This is a genomic window from Archaeoglobus sp. UBA230, from assembly GCA_002507545.1.
Lineage (GTDB): Archaea > Halobacteriota > Archaeoglobi > Archaeoglobales > Archaeoglobaceae > Archaeoglobus.
Genome location: DAVR01000011.1, coordinates 1 through 23,666, shown reverse-complemented (window position 1 = coordinate 23,666; position 23,666 = coordinate 1). Strand labels below are relative to the sequence as shown.

Genomic DNA, 23,666 nt, shown 5'->3' with positions numbered 1-23,666 from the left:
TCACAACCTCCCCAGAATTAGATTCCAGATCGGATTGAACAGCAAGTAGCCCGTGAGCCACCAGATGAGCATGAAGAAGGCCAGCTGAGCGATTACACCGATTATGGTGTCGTTGTCGCTCCATGCGGACTTTGCGGATTTCCACATGGCAAGCAGGAAGAATATCACGGAGAGAGGGCTAAGACCCGTGATTATCTGCAGCTGCGTGAAGAGACTGGCTGCACTACTGAAGAAATCCGAAAGGCTCACGATCTCGCCTCCCTGACTACGTCGGCTATAATCCCACCCGCAGCCAGAAGCCCGGCATAGTTCATTGCTTGGGTCATGAACCACTTCGTGAACTCTTCATAGCCGAAAGTTTTGATGTAGACAATGCAGAGGAATAAGAAAAGACTCAAACCAAGAAAGGTGAAATAAGGCTTCACCGCATCACCTCCATAGCTTTAAGGCTGATCAGGATGTTTGTGAGGTTCCAGACGACGATTGCTGCCAGAAGTGCCGTGCAGAGCAGCAGACCTTTCTCCGCCAGGACTGGGTTCCTGCTCCTCAGCTCGTAGGCTATAATCGCTATTATACCGGTGCTCATCCCCTTGGCGAAGAAAAAAGCCTCCGGAGAGAGCCTATATAGAGGGTTGAGTTCGAAGTCCAGAGCTAAGCTCTGCCCGTAAACGTTGATGACAGTATTTAGAGAGTACAAAGTGAGAGCCGTGTCAGCCACAGCGAGGAGCATTACGCATGCGAGCAGCATGCTGAAACCGACCCAGCGCTTCAAAGACCTCACCTCGTGAAAAATTAGAGGATAGCCCTGAGAACAACTATTCCGAGCTTAAGCCCGATTGCAATCCCAACTGGGATTATTAGCAGAGCCCAAAGCAGTGTATCAAAGAGCAGGTTGTTGAGCAGTGCTGGACAGTTGGATTTGACGAAGAGGAAGTAGCCCGCCAGATAATCCATGTATCCGTTGTAGCCCGTGACATTGAGGGTTACAGTCTGCGTTGCAGGGGAAGTTTCTATTGTGATGGTGCCCGATGATTTGTCCACATGGAAGAATGCGTTATCTTCGCCCTTGTTGACTCCGTCAACAAGTATGGAGTAACCTGAGCCGTCCGCAACCCTCACGAAGATCGTATCGCCATAGTGGACTTCGATGTCTGAAACGTTTGTCGTGTAGCTCCCTTCGATGCCGAAAAGTCCTCCGTTGCACACTTCGAGGGTTGTTGCTTCAGACGATACAGAACTCGTAGCAACATTCTTTGTGCTCGCTACACTCACATCTTCAAGTTTTGGCAGCCATCCGAAGCTCCATGCTATCTTCTCCCACCATATAGGATGCTGTATAACCACAAGCTTGTAGTTTTGAGATGTTATAGCGTCACCTGCTTCAAACACCAAATTCTGCCCATCCACATAAAATCGTCCGTATTTTGTCATCTCGTTGTAATTAAGCAGATGAGGCTTTGTTCCAGATATATCTAGTTCGTAGAGAATGCCGTATGTATCCTCGTCAACCACCACCTCGTTTTGCAGGTAAAATGTGTAGCTGTTTTCGGAGTTTGTAACTGTTGGCAGAGCAAGAATCTTTCTGTCCTGTGGGACGAATGGAATGTCGAACAGCATAAGGAATGGTGCCCTCTTTTCTACAAAGCCTCCAGGTGCTATAACCGTTTTCGAGTGCACATTCTCCATAGAGACAAAATTTGCTGCATCCGTTGTTGGGAGTATTCCCACCCAATCCACCACGACTGTATCCTGTCCGTAGTTGTTCCCAGCACTAATTACGAGCGGAAGCTGTGTTGTTGGAATATACTGTGTAGTTTCAGTTACAAACTGCCCGTCCACATACAGCTCTGCCTCTCCAACCTTCCAGACTATTTCGAATGTTCTCCATTCAGTCCAGTTTGGTGTAAGCACCACCTGCTCGTTCACTCCCGGGCTGCCATTGGCTCTCGTTATGAAAAATGTGTAATCTGGATAACACTCCTGGTTGTGAACCACCACATTTGCCCAATCAAAGCTGTATGGTGCTGAAGACAAATCCGAATCTGAAAAACCGAAAGCCTGATGAGCGTTTATACATACTGGTGTACTTCTCTTCACTTTTATTACCATCGTTAGCGGTGGTGAAAATTTCTGCTTGCTTTCAACAGCATTACAACCCGAACTCGTTGATGTTCCCCCACCACTAATCTTCAGCAGAGAGTTCTCAACCGTTACACTGCCTAAACTCGTGTACACATTAAAGTTATCGAGGTCGTTGAAGTCATCGTAGAAACTGTAAACTGACGTGCTCTTTTGCCCTTGGCTTCCAAAACATACTATCACATAACTGCTGCCCTCCACAAGCTTGAATCTTAGAACCGCTTTCTTGGTTGTGCCGTTCCACTCCTCAATATAGAATGGTACTTCCCCTTTATCACTCAAAATCGCAATTTCTGTCGTCGTGTAGCTCCAGAAGTATTCACTCGTCCCCGAAATCTCAAGTTCGTTGAGGGCATTGTAAACGCTTATGCTGGTGTTGTCCACTACGATTTTATAAACCGAATCCGCTGAAGCGGGTGCATCGAGGTTAAACTGTATGTAGTCGCTGCATATAGTCGCTCCCGACGCAACTCCTATTAGCATTACAAACACGAGTAGCAGTATCCACCTCATTTTTCAATCACCTCCGAGAACAGCCCTTATTATCGCAATTACTACCAGCAGCATTCCTACACAGATTATTATGTCCACAAGAGGTATTCCAGTAATCGCAGGGAGGTAGTTGTATATTTTCGTGAAGAGCTGTGCCCCAGATGCTGCTACCGTGAAGTGCACAGGACTATTAACTGCTTCACTTTTTTCTGAGCCAACAACACAATACGCCCTTATTTCGTATTCACCTGGAGATGCAAAATTCCACCTTACGCTGTTGTTGTTCAGTACCGCTATTTTCTCACCGTTTATGTAAATCTCCCCAGTCTTCAGCTCTCCTCCCTGAATTATTGCAAATTCCACTTCGGTTCCAGCTTGCAGAACCGAATCTCCGTACTGCCACTCTTTGAACCAGTCATCAATCTGGTCTGCTATCCAGCCGATTCCATTGCCAAAGTAACCTCCGACGATGGCTCCTGGAATTGCACCTATCCCCCCACCGAGAATGGCCCCGATTATTGCACCAGCTCCAGCTCCTAATCCTACTGATGCGGTGCTTCTCCCATCATCGGGAATCTTGGTTAACTTCCATCCGATTCTTATTGCATTGGGGTCTGTTGCCGTCCCCTCTCCAACCTCTATTTTCCAATTGTTCTTTGTCTTTACTCCTCCAACCTCTCCTTCGAGGAGATACATTCCAGGTTCTACTGCTGTGAATTTTACCGATTGATGACTCCAGATAAAGAATCCATTTGTTGTCGTTTCGAGTTCCTTCCATTTTACGGTTTGATTGTTTTCAACCCTATAGATGTAAATTTTCCCACTGACAGATGCCGACTTATCGAGTGTTGGCTGCCCTCTTGTTATCCACGCCTCTATCTCCTCCCCCACATTGGCGTAATTCTTGTCAGCAACTATGTAGTATGTGTCGGTGTACTGGTCATAATCTGATTGGGTCAACACATTGATGAGTATCTGATTCTTAGTCCTGACACCATCAACATCCGCATACGCAACGTATTCTCCAGGATTTTCGAATGCCACAACCGCCTTTCCACCGAATCCAAGCACATTTGGTGCTGGTATCTCTTTAGTTATCACCTCTGTGCCATTCAGGAGTACGTGCAATGTTCCCCCAACCTCTGGCGACCACGAGTTTCTGTTCTTGCTTATCCAGAACTCTACCTCCCCACCAACTGGTACTGTGTAGTCTATTCCTCCACCCACTGGTTTTGCGTTTAGGTAGAACTCATCGTAAGGTGTACTATCACCTATTGGCTTGAGAATGATACTTACACTCTTCTTTTCGCCCTCAAGTAATGTCACATACACTGCTTCAGAAGGTACATATCCCCAAGCGTCCGCAATAACCTTCAACTGCGTATTGGCTGGTACTGGTATCGTAACTGTTCCGTTAGATGAGGTTCTGTAAATTGCCGGCGTCACCCATGTCTCTGCTTTAGAATCCCACTTGTAAACCTGAACCTGTGCGTCTGTCAGAGGCATGTACAGTGACCCGTATTCTGGCTGAGTTCCTACGAAAACTTTTAGATAAGCCCCTGTTTCGTTCCACTCATTATACTCCTCAAACGATTCATATCCGTAGATTCTGAGTGGGTTTGATATAGCTCCGTCCTTTTCAGCCTGAACGATCCACGCATGGTACAGCTCACCTTGCGGCTTCGTGAAAGTGTACTCAAAACGCCCATTGCTGTCTGTTGTCCCAACTTCTACTCCATCAATGAGTATTTTTGCACCCGATGCAGGTATCCAGTCTTCCACAAACCACCATCCGTAGATAGGTATCTTGTTCCATATCGAATCGTCGTAGTTGTATACTATGAATTCAACTTCCGTTCCGAAAAGTATCTCATAACCATCCACCCTTTCTCTCGCTTCCCCCTTTATCTCTGCGATGTCTATCATTATGTTCTTAGAAACACTCTGACCAACATGTATTATTGCAGAAGTTGTGTTTACACCGTCAACCACTCCGTAAATCGCATAATCTCCTTCTTCCGTAAGTGTAAATGTAAACTGAGGACTGTCAAATGGATTATCTATCACCCAGAACGTCCACTCGGGAGGTATCCTCCCGTACAATTCTCCGTTAACATAAATGTCTGCATTTCCGACATAGTCTTTAAAGATAAAACTTCCCCTCTTGAATACCTTTACAGTTATCGTATCCCCTGGTTTTACATATATGTCCGTGTACATCCCCTCACACGCTATTCCATTTACTTCCAGAATGTACTCCGAGTTTTCATCTCCGAGACTAACCGGTATAACGCTCACTGTATCTACTTCTATGCTTGGATCTGATGCTCCTGCTGGTTTTCCAATTTTAACATATGTATAGCTATCTGATAGTTTTGCTACACTGCGGTAAACGTCTATTGTGTCTGGAATCGTGTCGTTGGTTATATCTCCGGCGTTTATTTCGTCGTAGACAAGTTCACTTGTGCCAGGGTATGGTACTTCAACCCAGTTACGCCCATCTTTGCTTACCCATACCCCTTCATCCCCTGTCCCCCACGCTCCAGTAGAGAGGTGTATGTCTGCCGTGTATGGAATAACTACATTAAATGGCACATCTGACCTATATATCAAATATGCACCAGTCTCAGGGTCTATTTCGTTCCCTAACAGTCTGACGATCTTTCCATCAGGTATGCCTCTTGCATTTCCAGGACTGCTACCACTTCCTGCCCATTCCCAATCCCCATGAACCGTGACAAGCTCTGGGAATACCTCTCCTTTTATTGGTGTGTACGCTACCGCATTTGAACAAATAAAAAGTAACACTAAAAAAAGTAGAAAACGCTTCACGGCTCCTCGCCTCCTTCGAGGTTAGCTGGCTGATTCGTTGAACAGGAAGGTGAGGGTTGCAATCGCGTCTTTTGTGATGGTCACGTTCTTGGCGAGGACGTTAGATCCCCACTCCGCCTGTACTTGATAATCGCCGACATCAACGTCGCTGAAGTAGGCGGTGCCGTTTTCGTCGGTTTTCTTCACCAGCTCAGTGCTTAATATGCTGACGGTTACGTTGGCGAGCGGGACGTCGTCAGAAGTGTCAGCGGTTTGTTTTGCATCGTAAACTGTGACCTTGAGGTCGCCTTTGTCGGCGAACCACGGGATATAATCGTATAGTTGATCCCACCATCCAAAGTAGTAGCCAAATCCTACTACAAAAGTTAGAAAGCCTATTGCAACTGCGGCAAGTGCCATTTTACTCTCCAATTCCATCACCCCAGGTTAAACATGTTCAATATAACTACCGTAGCCAGTGCGAAGAGAATCAGCGTCGATCCGAGCTCTATATTGTTCTTAGTGCCAAACAGTATTAAGCCAGCTCCGAAAGCTATCAGAACCATTGCCATGAATACGTTTATATTCGTATCTATCGCTTGACTAAAAGGCGGCTCTACGCTCAAAGTTTGCAGATTTTTAGCCTCCACGCCATACACTGCGGCAGCCGAGCTGGTGAACGGATACACCTCGACGCCGCCGATCAGCCTGGCTTTTCCATCCTTGAAGCTAAGACCTTCCAGTACGGCACCTGGGATGACAACTTTGATCGTCTTCTCGTCCTGGAAGTTCCAGATGGTGCATGTAACGCCGCTGCCAGTCTTCATCGCATCGCATCCCTTGACCCACTCAGGCTTTATGGCAAAGTACGATGGCTTAATGACTATACGGGCGGAGATGGGGTAGCTCGTCTTGGGATCGAGCTTTATTGTTACGTAGTTGAAGTCATTTGTTTTGATGGGGTCGCTCTGCGTTACTGACACTGAAAGGGCACTGTTTGACTGCGTAGTCACTCCGGCTGCGGCTGGCACAACCAATATCGCCAGCACAAACAAAACTCCTACAATCCAACCAGTCTTCACCAAGCAACATCACCTCGCCTAACTTTTCTTCTTCCTTCCACCTCCGCTCTCCCCCTTCTTCCGCTTCCTGCGAAGCTCGCTCATCGGCACCTCCACTACCTGCATGGTGCCTCCTGGCCCCTTCTTGAAGTGGTAGCCCATTCCCTTCGTCTTCTTAAACTGGGTAACTACCTTCCCCAACCAGTCTCACCTCCGCAACTTTTCCGGGCCGAGGATGTGGCGGCGGGGATAGCTAACAAAAAAACAAAAAAGTTCAACCCGTCTTCACAAGGCAACCAGTCTCGCATGCTATCCCCGACCCGTTTCAGTTAATGTGTGATGAAAGAGGTATATAAATGTTGAATTAGAGAGGGGTGTAATTCAGAGACCCATCCACCCTGCAGTTCTCTCCTTGATCTCCTCTCTTTCTGTTTTTGAGAATGGGAGCTGCATGTAATGGTTCATCGAGGTTATCTCGGTGTGCCCTTGGTTCATGCAGATCAGCGGAACCTTGTCTGGGAACGAGACGACGAGCCAGCTCTCCCACGTCTTTCGGGTAGTTTTCGCCGAGATTCCCGTAGGGTCCAAACCCACTTTCTCAGCCCAGCGCTTGAGGTTCCTGTTCCATGCCTGGATACTTGGCAACCTCTCTTTCAAGGTTAAAAAGTACTGGATCGCATACATTCCGATATTAGAGAGGTAGACGTAGCGGTCTTTGAACCTCCGCTCTTTCTTTAGCTGTGCTTCCGGTGGGAGGTAGATTGCCCGCCTCTCTTTCTGGAACCACTCCGGATGTTCCTGTAATCTTCGCAGCTCTACGTACCTCATTCCGGTGTAGAGGGCAGCATCGAGCATTATCTGGTGGTAGTGCTTATTGGCCGCATCCCGGATAGCGTCGTACTCCATAGGGGTGAGGATCCTCACACCGCTTTTCAGGATCATAATATGTTTAACTCTATCAAAAAACTTAAACCTTGAATTAGGAGGGGGCGTGAATTCATGATGCCGGAGAGTTTTTCGGTGCACGTTGTGATGGAAAAAGTTTCAATTTTGGAGTAAAAGTTAAACGTTGGTAACTACCTCTCTTGCGAGGTTCTTCAGCATCGCTACTGTTTCCCAATTCCCGTCGTGCAGCTCGTTCGCAAGAGTTAGCATCTCCTCAATTTCCTCGCTAAGCTCAACAGTTTTGAGAGCAAGCAGGGCTGTAAAGATCCTATCGGCCTCATCGAAGCTAATCTCATCCTCCTCCAAACCCTCGACAACTTCCAGCACGAGCCTCGCTATTTCCTTCTCTGCCCCTCTGATATCGACATCTACCAGATCGAGGATCTCCATCACCCTCTCCAGGATTCTGGCTGGGAATGTCAGCCTGAAAATTCTTTTTGCCCTTCCCTTTTCCACAACTATTTCCGATTTGACAAGCCCCTTTTCCTCAAGCCAGTCCAGGTGGTGCTTAACTGTGCCCGGATCCAGGTCCATGGCCTTGGCTATGGAGTAGGCCGTGTTTATGCCCCTCTCGATAAGCCTGATTATCTCGTTTCGCCTAAGTATCCCGATGCTGAGCCTCTTTTTTACTGCCTGAGTCACATCTCCCATGATGTACACCTCGCAAGGCTAATATGGTTCTCATATTCTTTCTGGCTATTAGCCTTATTCTTTCGTTAACCTATATTGGGTATTGTATTTAAATGTTATTGTTGAGAAAAGCTTAAATATCGAAGTCTAATATTGGATATCGTGAGGTTTGAGTTCAGAGATGACAGGTATCTCCACAGAATAAGAATTGCCACATATAACTTCATGGAAGATGGGATAAGCATGATCTATGAGAAGAGGCAGCTGGACGGGAAAATAATAGAGGTCTGGCACCTGATTTTGTCGAATGAGGGAAAGTTCGTTCACAAACACAGGAAGTATCCACTATAAGATCAACCTTAGCTCGTCCAGAAACCACTTGATGTATCTCCTGCAGCCCCGCGCCCGAAGCTCTATCGCCTTCTTGGCCAGCTCGTGGATCTCGTTGCAGTGCTTTTCGTAGAACCTGAATTTTCTGTTCCAGAACTCGCATGAGGTTTCACCCTTCCGCATCTCGAAAGGAGTGTGAAGGTAGCCAGACGGAGCGACAAGGTCAGGATGTCTTGCGTAGGTCCAGATGTCGCAGGCCTCCTCGCCCTTGGGGATCTTCTGGGCGTAGAGGTAGGCGTACTTTGTTTGCAGTGCTCGGTGCCTGATGCGGTTCTGCTGCCACTGGATAAGGTGAGTCAGCTCGTGGGCTATCGTGTGGTGGAGCTCCCGCTTTGGCTCGTTGAGTAAATCGGGGTCCAGGGCAATCTTCCAGTCGAGTAAGTACTCCCCCTTGGCAGAGTTGGTATAGTAGAGCAGGACCCACGGAGCTCTGGGAAGTAGCGTCTGAGGACGCATCGGGTCTCTTCTGCAAGCTGTCTGGGGATTCTTTTGGATCTTACGATTACCCACTGAGGTTCCTCGTCAACAGGTTTGGTTGCGACCTGGCCGAGGAGGGTTAACTGCGGCACATTCTCACCTTAGGCCGTGGATCTTCATGAGCACGACTTTATAAAGGTGGGCGGTTTTGGTTTTCTTGCCTGCGAAGGCTCTGTAGGCGTTGATCCAGTCCTCGACGCAGCCAAAGCCGCTGAACTTTACGAAGTCTTCGAGGGGTTTGGGTTTCGAATCGTTGAGGGTGAAGACCTTTCGAGATTCTAGGTCCACGAGACCGATCCACGTGACGAGAGCCGTGGCCACCTTCTTGCATCCTTTGTAGGGAGTCATCCAGTCGATGACCGTTCTTCCGTCCTTGTTCTTTTCTCTCAGATGCTTCCTGAGCGTGTAAACTAAGCCGTTTTCGAGGAGAAAGCTGAGGACCGTTTCATTTTTGAAGTACATGACCATGGGTTAAACCTCCGTAAAAGCGGTGAGCTTTAGCTGACGATCTATATCAAGGAGCATCATTTTCTAGAGCACTAAAAGAGGACCTGAATTCCTGAAGCTTTGATTCAAGGCGGTCCATGCGGAGCCAGAGGGCGGCCATGGTCTGCAGGGCGGTGTTTATCTCACGGATGTGCTTGCCGTTGCCCTCGATTATCAGCTGCTTGAGTTGCTCAAATTCTTCATGTACTCGCTGAAACTCTACCCTCAGCGCTTTTATTTCATCTTTAAATTCAGCAATACTCTCCAAAATTTGATTTAGAGTTTCTGGGTTACACATATCGCTCACCAATCATTAGAAGGTAAATCACAATATAAACTTCGAATTAGTGGGGGGCGTAAAATCCATGCTGTTCCTAAATTCTTTAACTTCCTTGAATATATTTTCAACGAACTCATCTGGAATTGCTGCAAGTCCTAGCATTAGAATCTTGGTGAAAGTGTTTAAGGAAGTCGCAACTTCTACCGATCCCATTTCAATAATGTATTTGTCTCTTGTTCTCGATACGCTTATGTTACGAGCGTCTGTAGTCTCTGCGAAGATTATTCGTGTTGCACTGGTTGGCTTCTGACATTTGTTCTGGATTCTGACGAAGACCACATCCATCTCTACCACCTCGTAACTTTGGTTACTTTAGTTACCAATAGAACGAATAACTATAAATACTTTTCGTACGATCGTAACATATGAAACTCTTGGGGACATCGACTGTGAGCAAGGGATTCAAGACGACGATAATCAGAAGAGTTGTTGAGAAGCTAAAGCTCGAAGAAGGAGACTTAATCGCCTATTACGAGAACGAGAATGGAGATATAGTTATACGGAAAGCGTAGTCTATCTAGATTCTGGGTTATACAACTTATCCAATCTTTTCTCAAGGGTTACAATTTTGTCAAGGAGGTGGGCCACCAAGGAGAGTGTCCTGTTCAGCTCGCCGACGTGCTTGTTGTTCAGCTGGACGAAAGTTTCGAAAAAGATATCCTTGACGGCCTTGCAGAGGGCTTCGAGAACCTTTTTGACATCCAGCATAAGGGCTTTAATCTCTGAAATTTCCCTCTTTAGCAAGCTGGATTGCTTAGTGTACTGATCCTGCTTTTTGAGTAGGTCCCTAAACTCTTCATCGAGCCTGCGAATCAGGTCGGCTACTTCGGTGGATACTGGAGTTCCTCCGTAGATGGATGCCGCCTTCTGCGCAGGTGCGAGGGCTGCTTCGAGCTGTGAAAGCTTTTCGTGGATTTTGCCGTTGAGGAGGTCGTGGTAGTAGTCGAGTGCCTGCAGGTCTTTTACGTGGGCTTCGATGTGTGGTTGAGGGCTTCCATCGTCGTCTGGAGATTCATCTACCACTACATCAGCTATGTCCCCTGTAACTTTGGCAGTTTGCGTGTCGAGGGTCTTTTGGATGTTGTGAACTCTCTTCTCATTTTCTTCGAGGACGAGGTGGACACCTTTGATCCTCAGTGTTGAGGGGTCATCCCAGTCAATCATAACTTCAATACCCGTATTTTTCCAGAACCTGTCAAAGTACTTCTCAAGAAGGGATCTGACTGTGTCCTTCACTTTAAGCTTTATCTGGTCGGATGGTGGTACGGAAGTGTTGCGGAAGTCAACGAGGACCTTAACACCCCTCACAGTTACCGTTATCTCCCTTCCGTTGTTGACCGAGATCTCATAGCCGTTGAAATTCACGGCGTGGAAATCCCAGTTATTCATTCTGACATAGCGGGCACCCTTGCACTTGCAGTTATGGCCCTCTCGGAACTTGGGGCAGTTTTGACATTTGAGTCGAAGGGCTTTGGCATTACTCACGTTGACTTTGACAGTTGCCGTGATGTGATGGACATCGGAGAGGAACTTAGCGGGCTGCTTTGGTTGATTGGGGCGGTTTGGCTCGGCCCCCTCGGCCCTTCCGAGGGCTTTGTTTTTGGTGTTTTTATTTTCTTTTTCTATTTCATTTAATTTGGAATAAGCGAGATTCAGCAAGTCGGAGGAGGGCTTATAATATATGAATTTGCCAAACCTGAGCACCTTAACCAGGCCCGTTTTCAGTATTTTCTTCACTCTGTAGGATATTACCTGCCTGGATTTTCCGAGAATCCTTGCGATCTCAGCTTGATGGTGGTCTTCATTCATCAAAGTTATTATTTTGCAATCGAACTCATCGAGTTTTTCAAGGTCGGTATAAGAGGTGACCTTCCGCTGAACAGTACTACCCCTCGGAACCTTACCGATTGTCAAAATCCCTTTTGACGATCTCTCGGAGGTTTTTATTTTCCTTTTTGATATTTTCTTATGACCGTCAAAATCAGGATTTAAGGCATTTCTCCAATCATCTTTTTTGACAATTTCGGGCGAAATATTTATATATGAGATGTCAACGGCCGAGGATTTTGACAATCTTCCGAGGGGCTTTTTGACAATGTTGTCAAAAAATTTTTGAGATACCTCAGATTGCCGAGAAACGGTAAGTACTTGCTCATTTGCTGATCCCATTACACAATTTTTGTTATGAAGCTCCTGCCAGATGAAGCATGATCGGCACCCCCTCTTGTCCTTATCGCAGATGCGACAGATTTCGAGTAGGTCCTCTATCTCGGCTATCTCACGGTTCGTGTCAAAAATCGTCTTTTTAACTTCCGAGGCTGGTTTGAAGGAGAAGAGGTCGGAACTCATGCCCGGATGATTATGTCGATCTTGCTGAGTTCCCTGAGGAGCCCCATTATTCTTGAGATTCTCTCTTCGATGTGAGCATCGCTTTTGACACCATAGCGCTGGCTTACGATTATCCTGAGCTGAACCAAGGTGACCCTGCCGCTTTTACGGAGTTCCTGGATGAGTTGCCACTCTTTGGTCTGGGCTATCGCCTTGCACTGTGGGCTGCAGTATTTTTCTTGGTTCGGTTTCAACTCAGCCCCGCAGACCTCACAATAGCGGGTCATGGTTCTAGGAGCTCCTGAATTCACCAATCCACCCTCGGGGCAACGTAGAACGTCGCACTGGGCTCCGCTGCCTTCAGGGCTACTGGGATATTGGTGCCGAGGTGAATCTCTAGCCGCTCGAATTTCGACACGGCTTTGGCGATCGGTCCGAGGTATTCGAGAGAGAACAGACTCTCGCCCTCGCCCTCCACCACCGCGCGTATTTCGGTGAACTCAAAGCTGAGATCGTCGATGTCGCCGGCTGCGTGGATCAGGAATGTTTCGTCCTCGACGCTAAGCCCCACCCGGTCGGAGTACTTTCCGCAGATGGCTATCGCCTTGGCGAAGTCCGCTGGGTCGATCTCGACCCTCGCCGAGAACTGCAGATCTGGTAGCTTTGGTTGCTTTCTGAGGGTTGAGGGGTCGATTGCGCTGAGCGAGTACCGCATGACGTCGCCGGCGAACCTTATTTTGGAGTTGTGTCTTTCGACGCTCACCCGCTCGTCCTTGTTCAGGGCTTTGAGGAAGTCCGCAAGCCTTGAGAAGTCCAAGCCAACCTCGAAGGTGTCCTCAACCTTAAACTTGTAGAAATCTGAATTTCGCATGTCGATGTGAACGAGCATGACATTTCCTGGATCTACCGCCGTTATCTGCAGTCCTTCTGGCGAGAGTGAGAGCCTTGCTTCCTCGACGACGCTGGTGACGGCCGTGACGATCCTCTTTAATATTTCAGCCTTAATAGCAAGGGAAAACTCAGACAAGGTTCATCACCTCTTGATCCTGCCGTAGGCGAGCCTGAGCTTGGTGACGGGGCTGAACAGCCACGAGTGGCAGCGGTGGCAGAGAGGGAGATTGGATAGCCAGACTGGGTTTCTGACCCGGCGGCCGCAGTAGGTGCACTCGATAGCTTCGCTGCCGAGCTCGTTGGTGAGGATGTCGATGACGAGCTTCTTCTCCACCGGCTGCAGCGTCCTGAACCAGGAAAGAATGCTGTGGAACTGGGCTTCAAGCATTGGGATCGCCCTCCTCGTTGAGAACGAAGATGGCAATTGGACGGGCGTGCGATGTCGGCACCTCTGAAGGTCTGTAGCCGGCTACGCGCAGAACACCCTTTCGCTTCAGCGACGCCAGCACGGCTCCGAAGATGTTGTAGCTCTTCCTCAGTCTGATACCGAGGGCTTCGACCGCGTGGCGGAGGTCGTCGGCCGTCACGTAGCCCTGCTCTCTTGCGATTTCCACAGCAAGCTCGGCGAGGAGTTCGCCCTCCTTGCCATCCTCGACCATCTCGATGTAGCGCTCGAAACCGTCGGGACCGGAGAAGTGGGAGAGGGAAAGCTGCCTCCTCATCGCTTACCCCCCGTAGTAGGCTTCGAGGACATTCTCGACGACGAAGAGGGTGGCGAAGAACTCTGGGCTGTACTTTTTTCGTTCGGGTTCTGGGATTTTGTCGAGCCATTCGAGGAACTCCTCGCCATCTATTTTGAGCTTCTTCAGGGGGAGCTGTAGGACTTGCACGTTATCACCTCACCGCAGAACTGTCTGATCTTATCCTCAACATCTCTCGGCAGCTTGAAAATAGGAAGCAGAGATTCGTTGATCTTCTGGATGATCTCGTCAGCCGTCTGGGCCTGATCGGTTGCGAGCGTGCGGTACTTGCCGCTCCAGTAGCGGCGGATGAAAGTGATTTTGTAGCCCTGTTTGCGTTTGTAGCGGCGGATCTTGATGAACTCGAAGCCGCTCCAAGTCTCGCCGAGCGGGATTGTCAGCTCGGGATCGGGTTCGATTACTGAGCCGCACTGGCAGCAGATGAGAGTACCGTCATCAAGGGGTTCGAAGCAGGAAGAGTTGCAGCGAGGACAGCGGATCATTCGGCATCTACCTCCTCGAACCTCGCATGCTCACAGGCACAGCCACCCCAGATGCAGCTGTTGACGCTGCGATCACAGTCGGGCTTTGTGCAGTAGATCCGCATGACCAACTTCATCAGGCCTCACCCTATAGCACTCCAAAAAGCCTTGTCAGCCTCTCTCTTTCTCTCTCCAGCTCATAGTATGCCATATCGTCAAGTTCGCTTGCTCTGATGAAATGAGGACAGTACTTGCAGGTTCTGAATCCACATTCTTCTGGCTGGAAGTCATCATCAACTTGTGTGTCGAAATAATAGCTTCTCGGATTGTTGCAGACTCCCATCACTCTCACCTCACGGCCAGGCAAGCCTCTTGAGCACACAAACGCCCAAGCCCTCGTCTTCGGGGATGAACCAGGCACATCTCTGGCCTATGCAGAGCGGTTCCTGCACCTTATTTGGAACGCCAGCTATGGTGTAGGCTATGGCCCTCAGGGGACAGATCTTGTGCTGCGGCTCGATGTCTTCGGTAAGTGGTTCGACTTCAAGGACTGGCATCTTTATTCCCCATCTCGGCATCATTCACTTTCTGCTCAGACTTTATTTTCCTCAGAACAGCCTTTACACCTTTCAGCGCCCCGAGAGCTTTGCTGATTTCCTTCTGCTTCTTTTCGAGCAACTTGATTATTGTGTTAAAGTCGTCTCGTCTCGCCATTTCCATGAACCAAGTCACGAAAGGTATGCTGATAGAAACAAATACTTGCTCGCAGTTCTCTCCAGATATTAGTGTTAGATTCAGACTACCATCGTAATCTATGCTCAGCTCTTCAATCTTGAATTCCGTGAAACGATATCCGTCTTTGCAGGTTCCCTCCCATTCTTCCTGCCATTTGATGTACTTTTCCCTCGCTTTTTCTGACAATGCTCCAGCATCGATTAAAATCTCAACAAAAGACACTCAAACCACCTCCGCATCGCTGATGATCTCGCAGTCGCCCTCCTGCTGCATCTTCTCCCAGCGCTGGAGTCTCTTCTCCGCTTTTATTCTATCAAGCTCCTTACGGGCTGCAATGTAGAAGAAGTCGGCGACGCTACGGTACTTGCGTCTTTTAACCAGTTCTCTGACTTCTTCGTGCATTTCGTCAGGTACAACAACTTTTACCACACCCATATTTCACATCCCTCCTATCGAACTATGTTCTAACAATAGAACTTATGTTACTTAAAGGTTTCTTTAATAGAACTTTAAAGTATCAATAGAACTTAGTTCTTCTGATTACGGTAGATACTATATATTTTCCAGAAAGAATTTCGTGCGATGCCAGCCAGAGTAAAACAGCACCTCTTTGACTATCTTGACCTGCCATCATACCAAATTTTGTCTACTCTACGGTCAGGAGCTAAAACTTTCACAGAATTAGCTTCTGCTTGCTCGCTTTCAAAATCAAATTTTAACGATCGGCTTGAGTGGTTGATTAGTAATGGACTAGTCAAAGAAACTTTAGTAGAGGTTAGAAAAGGTCGCAGTAAGAAAGTTTACGTTTTAACTCCTACAGGAAAGCGCATTCTCGAACTTTTGGAGGAGATCGAGAGGGTTTACAAGGAAGGTGTCAGTTTGGAGGAGAAGGAGATGAGATGGGTTGAAAAGCAGATGGAGGGGGATGAGGAATGAGGGAAAAGGCTGTTCAAGCCCTATCTGCTATTGCTTCTGTTTTTGTATTAATTGCCTTGTTCACACCGTTGTGGAATATTAGCGGGCCATTTGGATACAGTAGTGAGATAAGACTTTCCTATATAGACATTTTGACTAATATTGGCCATTTCTCCTCCCCGTTTAGCGGCGGTCATAACAGTGTGGCGGACAGTCAGGCCGCAATGGGCATCATGTTGATCATCATTTCAGCTTTCTGTGCTCTGCTGACTTTGATTTTGTCGGTAATCTCCGCAGTATCTAAAAAAGGGATGAGTGTAGCAGCCGCTTTTGCATGGATAACTGTTGTTACAGCATATATTGGAACAGAAAGGGTGATTAGTGCAAGCTTAATTATGAGAGCTGTGACCTCAACGATCGTGAATATTAACATGGGCACTGCTGTAGTCTTCATGATACTTGCTGGAGTACTCTTAATCGCTGCATGGGTTCTAAAGAGGTGAAGGGCATGGCGGAAGTCCCGAAAGAGATAACCGAGAACCTTTATCCTGGTGAGAAAGTTCTGTACAGTGTGAAGAAAAAGCTCTACACCGAAATGAAGCCGAAATTCCTGGTCGTGACTGACAGGAGGGTGATTTACCTCGATCAGAAAATTCTGGGGAGATACGACCTCGTGGATGTACCATATGAGAAGCTCGAATTCGTTCACTTCAAGAAGGGGAAAATCGGAGCCAAATTCACGATCAGAAGTGAAGAAGGGAAAGAAATAACCTTAACGTGGATGGAGAGGGAAGAGGCAGAAGAGGCCATGGAGACTATAAGGGACGCTCTCAACGCCATCGCTGTTGAGCCTGTGTCAATTCAAAAGAAGAAAGGACTACTTGGCGTTGAACTAACTCTATCCAAGCCGAAGGAGGTCGTAACGAGGGGTCTTCCGATGACACAGGTCGTAGAGAGGGCGCCGCTACAGAAGGAAGATCCCATAGAGAAACTGAAGAAGTTAAAGGAGCTCTATGAGGCTGGAGTTATCTCCAAAGAAGAGTTTGAGGAGAAGAAAAGGAAGCTGTTAGATCAAATTTGAAAATGAATATAGTTGAGAGGTTAGCTTAAATGGGCGCATCCAGACCATATACAACAAGAACATGGAGTGATGGTGTTCAGATAGATTGCCTTAGGGTGCCTTTGTATACACAACCAGATGATGAACCTTTGTGTTTCGCTTATTGTGTGAAAATGATTCTTGATTATTTCAAAAATATATATCCAGACGAAAAAGTTAGACGCACTGTGAATAGCTTAGATATCGATGAAATTGCAAAGATTCTTGATATAAAAGAAGATGGTTGGGTTATGAGTGAAAAAAGACTACAACAGCTCAGCGAAGCCACAGCATCACTTGAATTTGTATACTCTGAAATGGTTGACATGTCTATTTTGGAGGCTAATTTGTCAGCCCACATACCCAAAATAATAATATTCGATAAATTGTATTTAATAGACTCAAATTACTTATTACTTGAACCCATGTTGCATTCAGCAGTTGTTGTTGGTCTGGAAGATGAACAGTGGATAGTCCTCAACGATCCTTGGGGGCAAGGTTATGAAAGAATCGACATAGCAAATTTCTATGACGCATGGGATAGAGCCTGTCGAGCTGTAGTCGAAGTTAAGGTAAATATAAGAGCTGTCCAACTCACTTTAGACGAATCGTTGAAGGAAACTTATAAATCCAGAAAAGAAAAAGAATTAGGGATGGGTGAAAATCATGATTGAGGGTTTTTCAGAACTACCTATTTCAGAAGATGAAGCTCTGGAAATAGCAAGAAAAGTGCTTCGTGAAAAATTCGGAAACATGGTGGGAATTGAAAGTGTGAGAAGAGAGGGGACCGTGTGGAAATTCAAGCTTATATCAGTTTACCCAAGGGTGCTTTTTGATTTCACTCGCTCTCCTCCGCGCCCAGCTAGAATAAAACTGATGAGGCCCATAGAACTTGGATGGATTGAAGTTGACGGAATGAGTGGCGAGCCAAAATACCCACAGAGGAGTGTTGTTATAAATAAAATTAAAAGTAGACTTATAGAAGTCCAGAATACTGTCGAGAAGGCTTTAGTTAAAGCAGAATCTAAGAAATTTTCTCGCATCCCATTTTCTGAACATAGATGGACACCTATTTTAGATATCTTTTCAAAATTATTATTGTCAGAGAACATTAATTTGAGCGAATTAGATAAACTAAGTAGCGATACTAAACAGAAATATCTTGACTATTTACAAACTTTGGAAGAACTTGACCTGGTGGTATTTGAAGGCGATAAATACGTTTCTGGAGATCTGCTCATTGAAATAGAGGCCAACAATAAACCCCTTTCAGAAAAATTAGCCGATGCCATGGAATTATTTTTCAAACTTGGATATGATAAATTGGATAAAATAAGTGAAATTCTTGGCCCCCACCTCAAGTTGACTGGTAGTTATTACTCAATGGCTTTGCAAATTGGTCAACTACCACGAGTAAGTCAAAAGTTCTTCGTTAAAAAAATAAATTATTTCTATACCTCTACAGATAGAAATGAAAAACTGTTCAAACTCGATCGATACTTAATACAACTCGAAACAGTTGGATTACTCAAATACGCTGGATTTAATGGCAATAATTATTGGATAGGTCTTGAAGAAGTTTACAACGATATACTAAAGGAGGATGAAATTCTAGAACCGATACGTGAGTTACTGTAGACTAAACCCACCTCTCCTGCTCCATCGCATGCTGAGCCAGCGATATCAGCTTCTTAAGCGTTTGAGCTGGCATACCGATCTCGACGCCTGGCAGGATAATGAAGTAATACCTCTTATACCGGCTGATTACAATTTCCTCCTCTTCTTCTATCGTCTTTGCAGAGATAAAGCGGATCACCTGCTTTCTGCTGCTGGCTACGAGTCGAACGACTATGTACTCCTTCATGCATAAGCTTAAGTTCGGTAAACATAAAAAGGGAGAGAGTAGTCCGATAGTCATGGTAGGGGTTTGCACCAGAAGTAGGATATCCCCCCCTCGGCATATGGCAAAGTGGAGGAATATAGACCAAATGTTTTTACTTAGGAATTGTGTGGGAATTAAACAATAAATATAAGCACAAATTTCATAAACATCTTTATAGGCTTTACAGACAAGCCGGGGTTGCAGAGAGGCACTGCGCCAGCCTTGAGAGCTGGTGCCCGTAAGGGCTCGTGGGTTCAAGTCCCACCCCCGGCGTGTATCTGTCTAAAGGTCTCGTGTTCTACCTCAATCGAGCGCTTCAAATTTTTTAGTGTTCTCACCACAATTACCCGCCAGAGCGGAAAAAATAAAAATAATTGTAGAAGACTTTATGCGATGAAAGGCGCTGTGGGAAAGATTTACGGAGAGGCATCATCCTTCGAATTCAACTTTGTGATTTTTGACCAAAAGAAGGTGAAAAGGGGGGATTACGTAAAGGTATGGAATGATGTTGATGGATGGGTTGTTGCTTATGTCGAGGATATAATTGCGAAATCCAATGTGAGAAATAAAGAGATAAAGGAGATCGTTAATGGTGCAAGCGAAGTTTTTATCGGAAAAGCTGTAGTCCTCGGAAAAAGGGAAGACGGAAGATTGAAAGTTCCCAGAAGTCCTTTTGTACCGGGTGAGAGCGTATTTTTGGCTGAAGAAAAGCTTATCTCGGAAGTGCTTGGACTGAGCAACGAGGGGGTTTATATCGGCCTTCTCGGTGATACAGGGGTTAAGGTGAGGCTCGACCCAAACAGCCTCGTTCAGAAGCATGTATGTATCCTCGCAAAAACTGGTAGCGGGAAGAGCTACACTGCCGGGGTGATAATAGAGGAGCTTCTCGAACACAGCGTTCCTCTCCTCATTATTGACCCACATGGAGAGTATCACTCGATGAAGCATCCAAACGAGAAAGTCAACGGAGAATTTGGCATAAAGCCGAAAAGTTATGCAGATCAGATCAGAATCGCAGTTCCTCCAATCTCACCCTTCGCTGACAAGGCTGACGAAATTCTAATTCTCGATGGGGTTAATCTTACAGCCGAGGAGTTGATTGAGCTTACTGGCCTAAAGAACCCAACGGCTCAGGCTCTGCTGTATCAGGCACTGAAGGAGCTAAAGGATGAGGACTACACGATACAAGATATCATTGATGAAGTCGAGAGGATTAAACACAACGGAAAATGGACATTGCTCGGCGCCCTTACGAAGGTCGAGGATTCGGGACTGTTTGGTGAAAAGCCCACGGATATAAGAAGGCTCCTTCAGAGGGGGAAAGCTACGATTATTGACTTGAGGGGTATTGAGCCAGCGTATCAGGATTTAATAGTTTCAAGAGTCTGCACAAAGCTTTTCGAACTGAGAAAGAAAGAGGAAGTGGAGCCGGGAATGATAGTTATTGAGGAGGCTCACAACTTCATACCCGAAAGAGGTTTTGACAGAGCCGTGTCTACCGGCATACTCAGAACGATAGCCAGTGAGGGCAGGAAATTCGGTCTTGGATTGATGGTGATCAGCCAAAGGCCAGCGAGGGTTGACAAGAACGTGATAAGTCAGTGCAACACCCAGATAATCCTGAGGGTAACCAACCCCAACGACATCAACGCAATAAGGAGTGGAGTGGAGGGGATTACTGCTGAGATGGTGGAAGAGATTAAAAGGTTACCACCCGGAAACGCCATGATAGTAAGTCCCGAACTTGAAAGACCCGTGATCGTCAGGGTTAGAAGCAGGAAGAGCAGGCACGGCGAGGCTGTGAGTGTAACAGCTCCAAGGGTTAAAGAAAGAGCGAAGAAGAAGGAGAAAAGAAAGAAGAAAGAAGAGAGAAAAGAGAGAAAAGGATTGCTCAGAAGGCTGTTCGGCTAAAGACCGGAGATTTCCAAACACCACTCTCCTGATTTAACGTACCACTTGGCGAATCCAGTGCCCTTCCTTATTATTTGCCTTCTCGCAAATTTAGGTAACTTCCCAATTAGCATATCTGCAAGTGATACGCCATAAGCCCTTTCGAAGGCTGAAACAGGAGTTGTGAGTCTCGCGTTTATCTCTACAACGTATGGCTGATCAGAGTAAACGATATCCACCCCGACGTAGCCATTTAATCCTTCAATACATTCTACAGCCTTCAACGCCTCCTCTTCTACATCTTTCGCAATTTTTTCATCAACCCTCGCTGGTAGAATCGCACCAGCATATTTGAAGCCATCAAGAAGCTGTTCATTAACACTCACAGTCCTGCACTCTCCGTCCTTAACAATCACGCTTACACTCAGATTTTTGCCTTCGATGTATTCCTGAGCGATGTAACCACTCGGAACATTACCAGAACCAAAGGAAATCCCTTCTCCAGCACATGAAATTCTTGGTTTAATAATAAATCTGCCATCAAGCGGTTTTTTTGACGTTTCAGGAATCTGAACACTCCCTTTCAGCTTTTTATACAATTTCCACTTATCGGAAACGACTGAGATGGCTCTGCTCGAAGACCCGAGGTTTTCGGCATACCTCTCCCCAACCTTAGTTAACTCCAGTAGCAGGTTCTCGTCTTCCGGGGCTACTATTAGAAATGCATCACTTTCAGAAAGGTAATCTTCCAGCAGAGTGATATTTCCAGAAGGAACATCGAAAAGGAAGGAGTATTCAGATCTGACAAAACCATGAATGTCATAGTACTTTTTAAATCCATCGTAGGCAGCTTTAAACATCGCAAGCCCTTCAACAGCAATACTATCCTCTATTTTTTCACCACAAGTAGCAAATTCGAACAAAAAAAGTTTCATACCTCAATTATTTCCTCAGGTTCCCTCTCTTCCTCCATCATCTCTTCATTCAAAACTATGGCAATGTCTGCGGAATTTTTAAGTGCAGTTGAAAATCCGGGTTCTGCACCAATTATGATAGTTTCCTTCCCCATCTCCATTGCTTTCATCAAAACTGCCTTGAAATCCGCATCCCTCGTGACGATGGCTATGGCATCTATGGAGTCGTTGTAAATGAGTTCCATCGCCTCAACAGCCAATCGAACGTCAACATCCCCGGACGTTACTATTGGTTCAAATCCTTGATTTTCAATGGCTTCAACGAGTTTTTCGGTTGCATACTGATTCAGAAAGACCTTGGCTATTTTAATATCTCCATACTCGGTCAAAATCTCTCTAATCTCTTTCAAGTTAATGTTAAACTCCTTCCTAAGCATATTAGGACCATCTACAAGAACACCTACCTTCTTTCTCTGCGATAACCTTCTTTTAGAAAGATACTCTTTAATTCTCTGAATACGAGATATAGTTGACATGCTCTTTTTATTTTCCTGATTAAAGTTTAAAAAGGTTTTGTTAAAGTTGAGCATATTTTGAGAAGATTGTGAAACAAGACCAAAATTTTGATAAATCTTAGCTACAAGGTTAGCAAAAGGAGTTGGCAAAAGCCCCGTGGGGTAGCGGTCAATCCTGCCGGACTCTGGATCCGGCGACGCCGGTTCGAATCCGGCCGGGGCTATACTCCATAAACGTTTAATATAAAGGGCTACACGTGATTTTATGGATTTTCATAAGGGCTGGCAGCGGTTAAATAAACAGCTTCAGCTTCTCGAAAAACTACCTGTTGAAAACAAAACAGTGCTCCAGAAGTTTGCGGATTACTTAATTTCTGAGGGTATTAGTCCGTTGCGGATTTTGAGGTATGTTCAGATCATGCGGATGGTTTCGGAGTGGTTGGATAAGCCGTTGCAGGAATGGGATAGAGAGGAGATATTGTTTGTGCTTGTAAAGTTGGAGAAAAGCAACTACAAAGTAGGGACTAAAAATGAGTTCAGGAAGGCGATGAAGAAGTTTTTCAAGTGGTTGAGAGGAGAAGAGTGGGAAGGTCTGAAACTTTTGAAGAAAGTTAAGGAGAGTAACAGGGTTCCAGATGTTCTGACAGAAGAAGAAGTTTTTAGGATGATAGAGGCTGCAGCGAATGAGAGAGATAAGGCGATGATTGCGGTTTGGTATGAGGCAGGATTGAGAGTTGCAGAGTTGGCAACGTTGAGAATAAAGGATGTGGTCTGGCAGAATGGAGGAGATGTTAAGGCAAAGATTAAAGTGAGGGGTAAGACTGGGGAGCGAGTCATTCCACTTGTTGTTTCTGCGCCATACCTGAAGCGTTGGCTTGAGAATCATCCTTTCAGAGATGATCCTGATGCTGTTGTGTTTTGTAGCTTTGCGAAAAGCAATTATGGTGGAATGATAGATTATCAACCTCTACTGAGGAAAGTTAAGGAAATAGCAAAGAGAGCTGGCATTAAGAAAAAGATCTCGACACATACTTTGAGGCATACGAGGGCGTCAGTTCTTGCTAATTTCTTAACGGAGGCTCAGATGTGTCAATACTTTGGATGGATTCAGGGAAGTGATATGCCAAGGATATACGTTCATCTTTCAGGGAGAGATATTGACGGTGCGATTGATAGGTTGTATGGGTTGAAGGAGGAGGAAGAGGAGGAAGTGACTAAGCCTCGGAAATGTCCAAGATGTGGTTATTTGAATGCTCCTACAGATCGTTTTTGTGGCAGGTGTGCTTTAATTTTGGATGAATCTGAGAGGATTAGATATGAGATAGAGGGGGCTGGAATTATAAACGAGTTGATAAGTCTTCTTAAGGAGGATCCTGAAGTATTTGATAGAGCAAGGGTGATGCTTGAACTTGCTAAGAAGTTGAGGGAAGATCATGATTTGTTAGAGGCGTTTATGGGGATGATCTGAATTTCCTTTAACCATTTATATACCACCAACCTATTA

At 46.1% G+C, this 23,666-nt stretch carries 37 protein-coding genes and 2 tRNA genes; 11 read left to right on the top strand and 28 right to left on the bottom strand.

Features of this window, described 5'->3' with window-relative positions; translation table 11 throughout:
* From BP688_RS02845 to BP688_RS02800, 10 genes are all read right to left on the bottom strand, one after another.
* The gene (locus BP688_RS02845; RefSeq protein ID WP_290597671.1) at positions 1 to 249 is read right to left on the bottom strand and encodes a hypothetical protein; all 249 of its coding nucleotides are present in this window, start codon (positions 247 to 249) and stop codon (positions 1 to 3) included.
* Positions 246 to 425, bottom strand: a complete 180-nt coding sequence (locus BP688_RS02840) for a hypothetical protein (RefSeq protein WP_290597670.1) — start codon at positions 423 to 425, stop codon at positions 246 to 248. The genes BP688_RS02845 and BP688_RS02840 overlap by 4 nt, the downstream gene beginning before the upstream one ends.
* A complete protein-coding gene (locus BP688_RS02835; protein WP_290597669.1) occupies positions 422 to 772 on the bottom strand; it encodes a hypothetical protein in 351 nt (116 codons plus the stop codon). Before BP688_RS02835 ends, BP688_RS02840 begins: the two co-directional genes overlap by 4 nt.
* A gap of 20 nt (positions 773 to 792) precedes the next feature.
* Positions 793 to 2,652 (bottom strand): hypothetical protein, encoded by a 1,860-nt coding sequence (locus BP688_RS02830; RefSeq protein ID WP_290597668.1) that lies wholly within the window; start codon positions 2,650 to 2,652, stop codon positions 793 to 795.
* 3 nt (positions 2,653 to 2,655) lie between these two features.
* Positions 2,656 to 5,463 carry a hypothetical protein gene (locus tag BP688_RS02825; protein WP_290597667.1) on the bottom strand — a complete coding sequence of 936 codons (2,808 nt, stop codon included), beginning with the start codon at positions 5,461 to 5,463 and terminating at the stop codon, positions 2,656 to 2,658.
* Between the two features lie 21 nt (positions 5,464 to 5,484).
* Positions 5,485 to 5,874: a carboxypeptidase-like regulatory domain-containing protein gene (locus BP688_RS02820; RefSeq protein ID WP_290597666.1), complete on the bottom strand. Its 390-nt coding sequence runs from the start codon at positions 5,872 to 5,874 to the stop codon at positions 5,485 to 5,487.
* Positions 5,875 to 5,879: 5 nt separating this feature from the next.
* Positions 5,880 to 6,527, bottom strand: a complete 648-nt coding sequence (locus BP688_RS02815; protein ID WP_290597665.1) for a hypothetical protein — start codon at positions 6,525 to 6,527, stop codon at positions 5,880 to 5,882.
* 15 nt (positions 6,528 to 6,542) lie between these two features.
* Positions 6,543 to 6,704 carry a hypothetical protein gene (locus BP688_RS02810; protein ID WP_290597664.1) on the bottom strand — a complete coding sequence of 54 codons (162 nt, stop codon included), beginning with the start codon at positions 6,702 to 6,704 and terminating at the stop codon, positions 6,543 to 6,545.
* A 180-nt stretch (positions 6,705 to 6,884) separates the two neighbouring features.
* On the bottom strand, positions 6,885 to 7,445 hold the full coding sequence (locus BP688_RS02805; RefSeq protein WP_290597663.1) for a site-specific integrase: 561 nt from the start codon (positions 7,443 to 7,445) through the stop codon (positions 6,885 to 6,887).
* Between the two features lie 120 nt (positions 7,446 to 7,565).
* Positions 7,566 to 8,099, bottom strand: a complete 534-nt coding sequence (locus BP688_RS02800; RefSeq protein ID WP_290597662.1) for a winged helix-turn-helix domain-containing protein — start codon at positions 8,097 to 8,099, stop codon at positions 7,566 to 7,568.
* Between the two features lie 141 nt (positions 8,100 to 8,240).
* Here BP688_RS02800 and BP688_RS02795 point away from each other — a divergent pair, with 141 nt between their 5' ends.
* Positions 8,241 to 8,429, top strand: a complete 189-nt coding sequence (locus BP688_RS02795; RefSeq protein WP_290597504.1) for a hypothetical protein — start codon at positions 8,241 to 8,243, stop codon at positions 8,427 to 8,429.
* Here BP688_RS02795 and BP688_RS02790 read toward each other — a convergent pair.
* From BP688_RS02790 to BP688_RS02775, 4 genes are all read right to left on the bottom strand, one after another.
* Positions 8,424 to 8,924, bottom strand: coding sequence for a SprT family zinc-dependent metalloprotease (locus tag BP688_RS02790; RefSeq protein ID WP_290597503.1), 501 nt, complete (start codon positions 8,922 to 8,924; stop codon positions 8,424 to 8,426). The genes BP688_RS02795 and BP688_RS02790 overlap by 6 nt on opposite strands.
* A 117-nt stretch (positions 8,925 to 9,041) precedes the next feature.
* On the bottom strand, positions 9,042 to 9,413 hold the full coding sequence (locus BP688_RS02785; RefSeq protein ID WP_290597502.1) for a hypothetical protein: 372 nt from the start codon (positions 9,411 to 9,413) through the stop codon (positions 9,042 to 9,044).
* Positions 9,414 to 9,459: 46 nt separating this feature from the next.
* Entirely contained in the window at positions 9,460 to 9,738 is a 279-nt protein-coding gene (locus BP688_RS02780; RefSeq protein ID WP_290597501.1) for a hypothetical protein, read from the bottom strand.
* Positions 9,739 to 9,756: 18 nt separating this feature from the next.
* The gene (locus BP688_RS02775; protein ID WP_290597500.1) at positions 9,757 to 10,056 is read right to left on the bottom strand and encodes a hypothetical protein; all 300 of its coding nucleotides are present in this window, start codon (positions 10,054 to 10,056) and stop codon (positions 9,757 to 9,759) included.
* Between the two features lie 80 nt (positions 10,057 to 10,136).
* On the opposite strand from BP688_RS02775, the gene BP688_RS02770 reads away from it, so the two are divergent.
* A complete protein-coding gene (locus BP688_RS02770; RefSeq protein ID WP_290597499.1) occupies positions 10,137 to 10,283 on the top strand; it encodes an AbrB/MazE/SpoVT family DNA-binding domain-containing protein in 147 nt (48 codons plus the stop codon).
* Position 10,284: 1 nt separating this feature from the next.
* On the opposite strand, the gene BP688_RS02765 is transcribed toward BP688_RS02770, so the two are convergent.
* The 11 genes from BP688_RS02765 to BP688_RS02715 form a co-directional block, all read right to left on the bottom strand.
* Positions 10,285 to 12,120, bottom strand: coding sequence for a helix-turn-helix domain-containing protein (locus tag BP688_RS02765; protein WP_290597498.1), 1,836 nt, complete (start codon positions 12,118 to 12,120; stop codon positions 10,285 to 10,287).
* The gene (locus tag BP688_RS02760; protein ID WP_290597497.1) at positions 12,117 to 12,353 is read right to left on the bottom strand and encodes a hypothetical protein; all 237 of its coding nucleotides are present in this window, start codon (positions 12,351 to 12,353) and stop codon (positions 12,117 to 12,119) included. The genes BP688_RS02765 and BP688_RS02760 overlap by 4 nt, the downstream gene beginning before the upstream one ends.
* A 53-nt stretch (positions 12,354 to 12,406) precedes the next feature.
* Positions 12,407 to 13,126 (bottom strand): beta clamp domain-containing protein, encoded by a 720-nt coding sequence (locus BP688_RS02755; RefSeq protein WP_290623578.1) that lies wholly within the window; start codon positions 13,124 to 13,126, stop codon positions 12,407 to 12,409.
* A 6-nt stretch (positions 13,127 to 13,132) separates the two neighbouring features.
* Positions 13,133 to 13,378, bottom strand: coding sequence for a hypothetical protein (locus tag BP688_RS02750; protein ID WP_290597495.1), 246 nt, complete (start codon positions 13,376 to 13,378; stop codon positions 13,133 to 13,135).
* Positions 13,371 to 13,712 (bottom strand): hypothetical protein, encoded by a 342-nt coding sequence (locus tag BP688_RS02745; protein ID WP_290597494.1) that lies wholly within the window; start codon positions 13,710 to 13,712, stop codon positions 13,371 to 13,373. Before BP688_RS02745 ends, BP688_RS02750 begins: the two co-directional genes overlap by 8 nt.
* A 3-nt stretch (positions 13,713 to 13,715) precedes the next feature.
* On the bottom strand, positions 13,716 to 13,880 hold the full coding sequence (locus BP688_RS02740) for a hypothetical protein (protein ID WP_290597493.1): 165 nt from the start codon (positions 13,878 to 13,880) through the stop codon (positions 13,716 to 13,718).
* The gene (locus BP688_RS02735; protein ID WP_290597492.1) at positions 13,856 to 14,233 is read right to left on the bottom strand and encodes a TFIIB-type zinc ribbon-containing protein; all 378 of its coding nucleotides are present in this window, start codon (positions 14,231 to 14,233) and stop codon (positions 13,856 to 13,858) included. Before BP688_RS02735 ends, BP688_RS02740 begins: the two co-directional genes overlap by 25 nt.
* Before the next feature lie 127 nt (positions 14,234 to 14,360).
* Complete coding sequence (locus BP688_RS02730) at positions 14,361 to 14,555, bottom strand: hypothetical protein (protein WP_290597484.1); 195 nt, start codon at positions 14,553 to 14,555, stop codon at positions 14,361 to 14,363.
* 10 nt (positions 14,556 to 14,565) lie between these two features.
* Positions 14,566 to 14,769: a hypothetical protein gene (locus BP688_RS02725; protein WP_290597483.1), complete on the bottom strand. Its 204-nt coding sequence runs from the start codon at positions 14,767 to 14,769 to the stop codon at positions 14,566 to 14,568.
* Positions 14,756 to 15,169 (bottom strand): hypothetical protein, encoded by a 414-nt coding sequence (locus tag BP688_RS02720; protein ID WP_290597482.1) that lies wholly within the window; start codon positions 15,167 to 15,169, stop codon positions 14,756 to 14,758. Before BP688_RS02720 ends, BP688_RS02725 begins: the two co-directional genes overlap by 14 nt.
* A complete protein-coding gene (locus BP688_RS02715; RefSeq protein WP_290597481.1) occupies positions 15,170 to 15,382 on the bottom strand; it encodes a ribbon-helix-helix domain-containing protein in 213 nt (70 codons plus the stop codon).
* Positions 15,383 to 15,529: 147 nt separating this feature from the next.
* On the opposite strand from BP688_RS02715, the gene BP688_RS02710 reads away from it, so the two are divergent.
* The 5 genes from BP688_RS02710 to BP688_RS02690 are packed head-to-tail and all read left to right on the top strand — an operon-like array spanning position 15,530 to position 18,599.
* Positions 15,530 to 15,883, top strand: coding sequence for a winged helix-turn-helix domain-containing protein (locus tag BP688_RS02710; RefSeq protein WP_290597480.1), 354 nt, complete (start codon positions 15,530 to 15,532; stop codon positions 15,881 to 15,883).
* On the top strand, positions 15,880 to 16,365 hold the full coding sequence (locus tag BP688_RS02705; protein WP_290597479.1) for a hypothetical protein: 486 nt from the start codon (positions 15,880 to 15,882) through the stop codon (positions 16,363 to 16,365). The genes BP688_RS02710 and BP688_RS02705 overlap by 4 nt, the downstream gene beginning before the upstream one ends.
* A 5-nt stretch (positions 16,366 to 16,370) precedes the next feature.
* Positions 16,371 to 16,943, top strand: coding sequence for a PH domain-containing protein (locus BP688_RS02700; RefSeq protein WP_290597478.1), 573 nt, complete (start codon positions 16,371 to 16,373; stop codon positions 16,941 to 16,943).
* A 29-nt stretch (positions 16,944 to 16,972) separates the two neighbouring features.
* Positions 16,973 to 17,635, top strand: coding sequence for a cysteine peptidase family C39 domain-containing protein (locus BP688_RS02695; RefSeq protein ID WP_290597477.1), 663 nt, complete (start codon positions 16,973 to 16,975; stop codon positions 17,633 to 17,635).
* On the top strand, positions 17,628 to 18,599 hold the full coding sequence (locus BP688_RS02690) for a hypothetical protein (RefSeq protein WP_290623576.1): 972 nt from the start codon (positions 17,628 to 17,630) through the stop codon (positions 18,597 to 18,599). Before BP688_RS02695 ends, BP688_RS02690 begins: the two co-directional genes overlap by 8 nt.
* A gap of 1 nt (position 18,600) precedes the next feature.
* Here the strand turns inward: BP688_RS02690 and BP688_RS02685 are convergent, their stop codons facing one another.
* Positions 18,601 to 18,825, bottom strand: coding sequence for a hypothetical protein (locus tag BP688_RS02685; protein ID WP_290597476.1), 225 nt, complete (start codon positions 18,823 to 18,825; stop codon positions 18,601 to 18,603).
* Between the two features lie 209 nt (positions 18,826 to 19,034).
* Between BP688_RS02685 and BP688_RS02680 the strand changes: the two genes are divergently transcribed.
* A tRNA-Ser gene (locus tag BP688_RS02680) sits at positions 19,035 to 19,116 on the top strand.
* A gap of 120 nt (positions 19,117 to 19,236) precedes the next feature.
* On the top strand, positions 19,237 to 20,754 hold the full coding sequence (locus BP688_RS02675) for a helicase HerA domain-containing protein (RefSeq protein WP_290597475.1): 1,518 nt from the start codon (positions 19,237 to 19,239) through the stop codon (positions 20,752 to 20,754).
* Here BP688_RS02675 and BP688_RS02670 read toward each other — a convergent pair.
* On the bottom strand, positions 20,751 to 21,668 hold the full coding sequence (locus tag BP688_RS02670; protein WP_290597474.1) for an ATP-grasp domain-containing protein: 918 nt from the start codon (positions 21,666 to 21,668) through the stop codon (positions 20,751 to 20,753). The two genes, BP688_RS02675 and BP688_RS02670, sit on opposite strands and share 4 nt — an antisense overlap.
* Entirely contained in the window at positions 21,665 to 22,183 is a 519-nt protein-coding gene (locus BP688_RS02665) for a TIGR00288 family NYN domain-containing protein (RefSeq protein ID WP_290597473.1), read from the bottom strand. The genes BP688_RS02670 and BP688_RS02665 overlap by 4 nt, the downstream gene beginning before the upstream one ends.
* A 130-nt stretch (positions 22,184 to 22,313) precedes the next feature.
* On the opposite strand from BP688_RS02665, the gene BP688_RS02660 reads away from it, so the two are divergent.
* Positions 22,314 to 22,386 (top strand) — tRNA-Gln (locus BP688_RS02660).
* Between the two features lie 41 nt (positions 22,387 to 22,427).
* Complete coding sequence (locus BP688_RS02655) at positions 22,428 to 23,630, top strand: tyrosine-type recombinase/integrase (protein ID WP_290624501.1); 1,203 nt, start codon at positions 22,428 to 22,430, stop codon at positions 23,628 to 23,630.
* Positions 23,631 to 23,666: the final 36 nt, after the last annotated feature.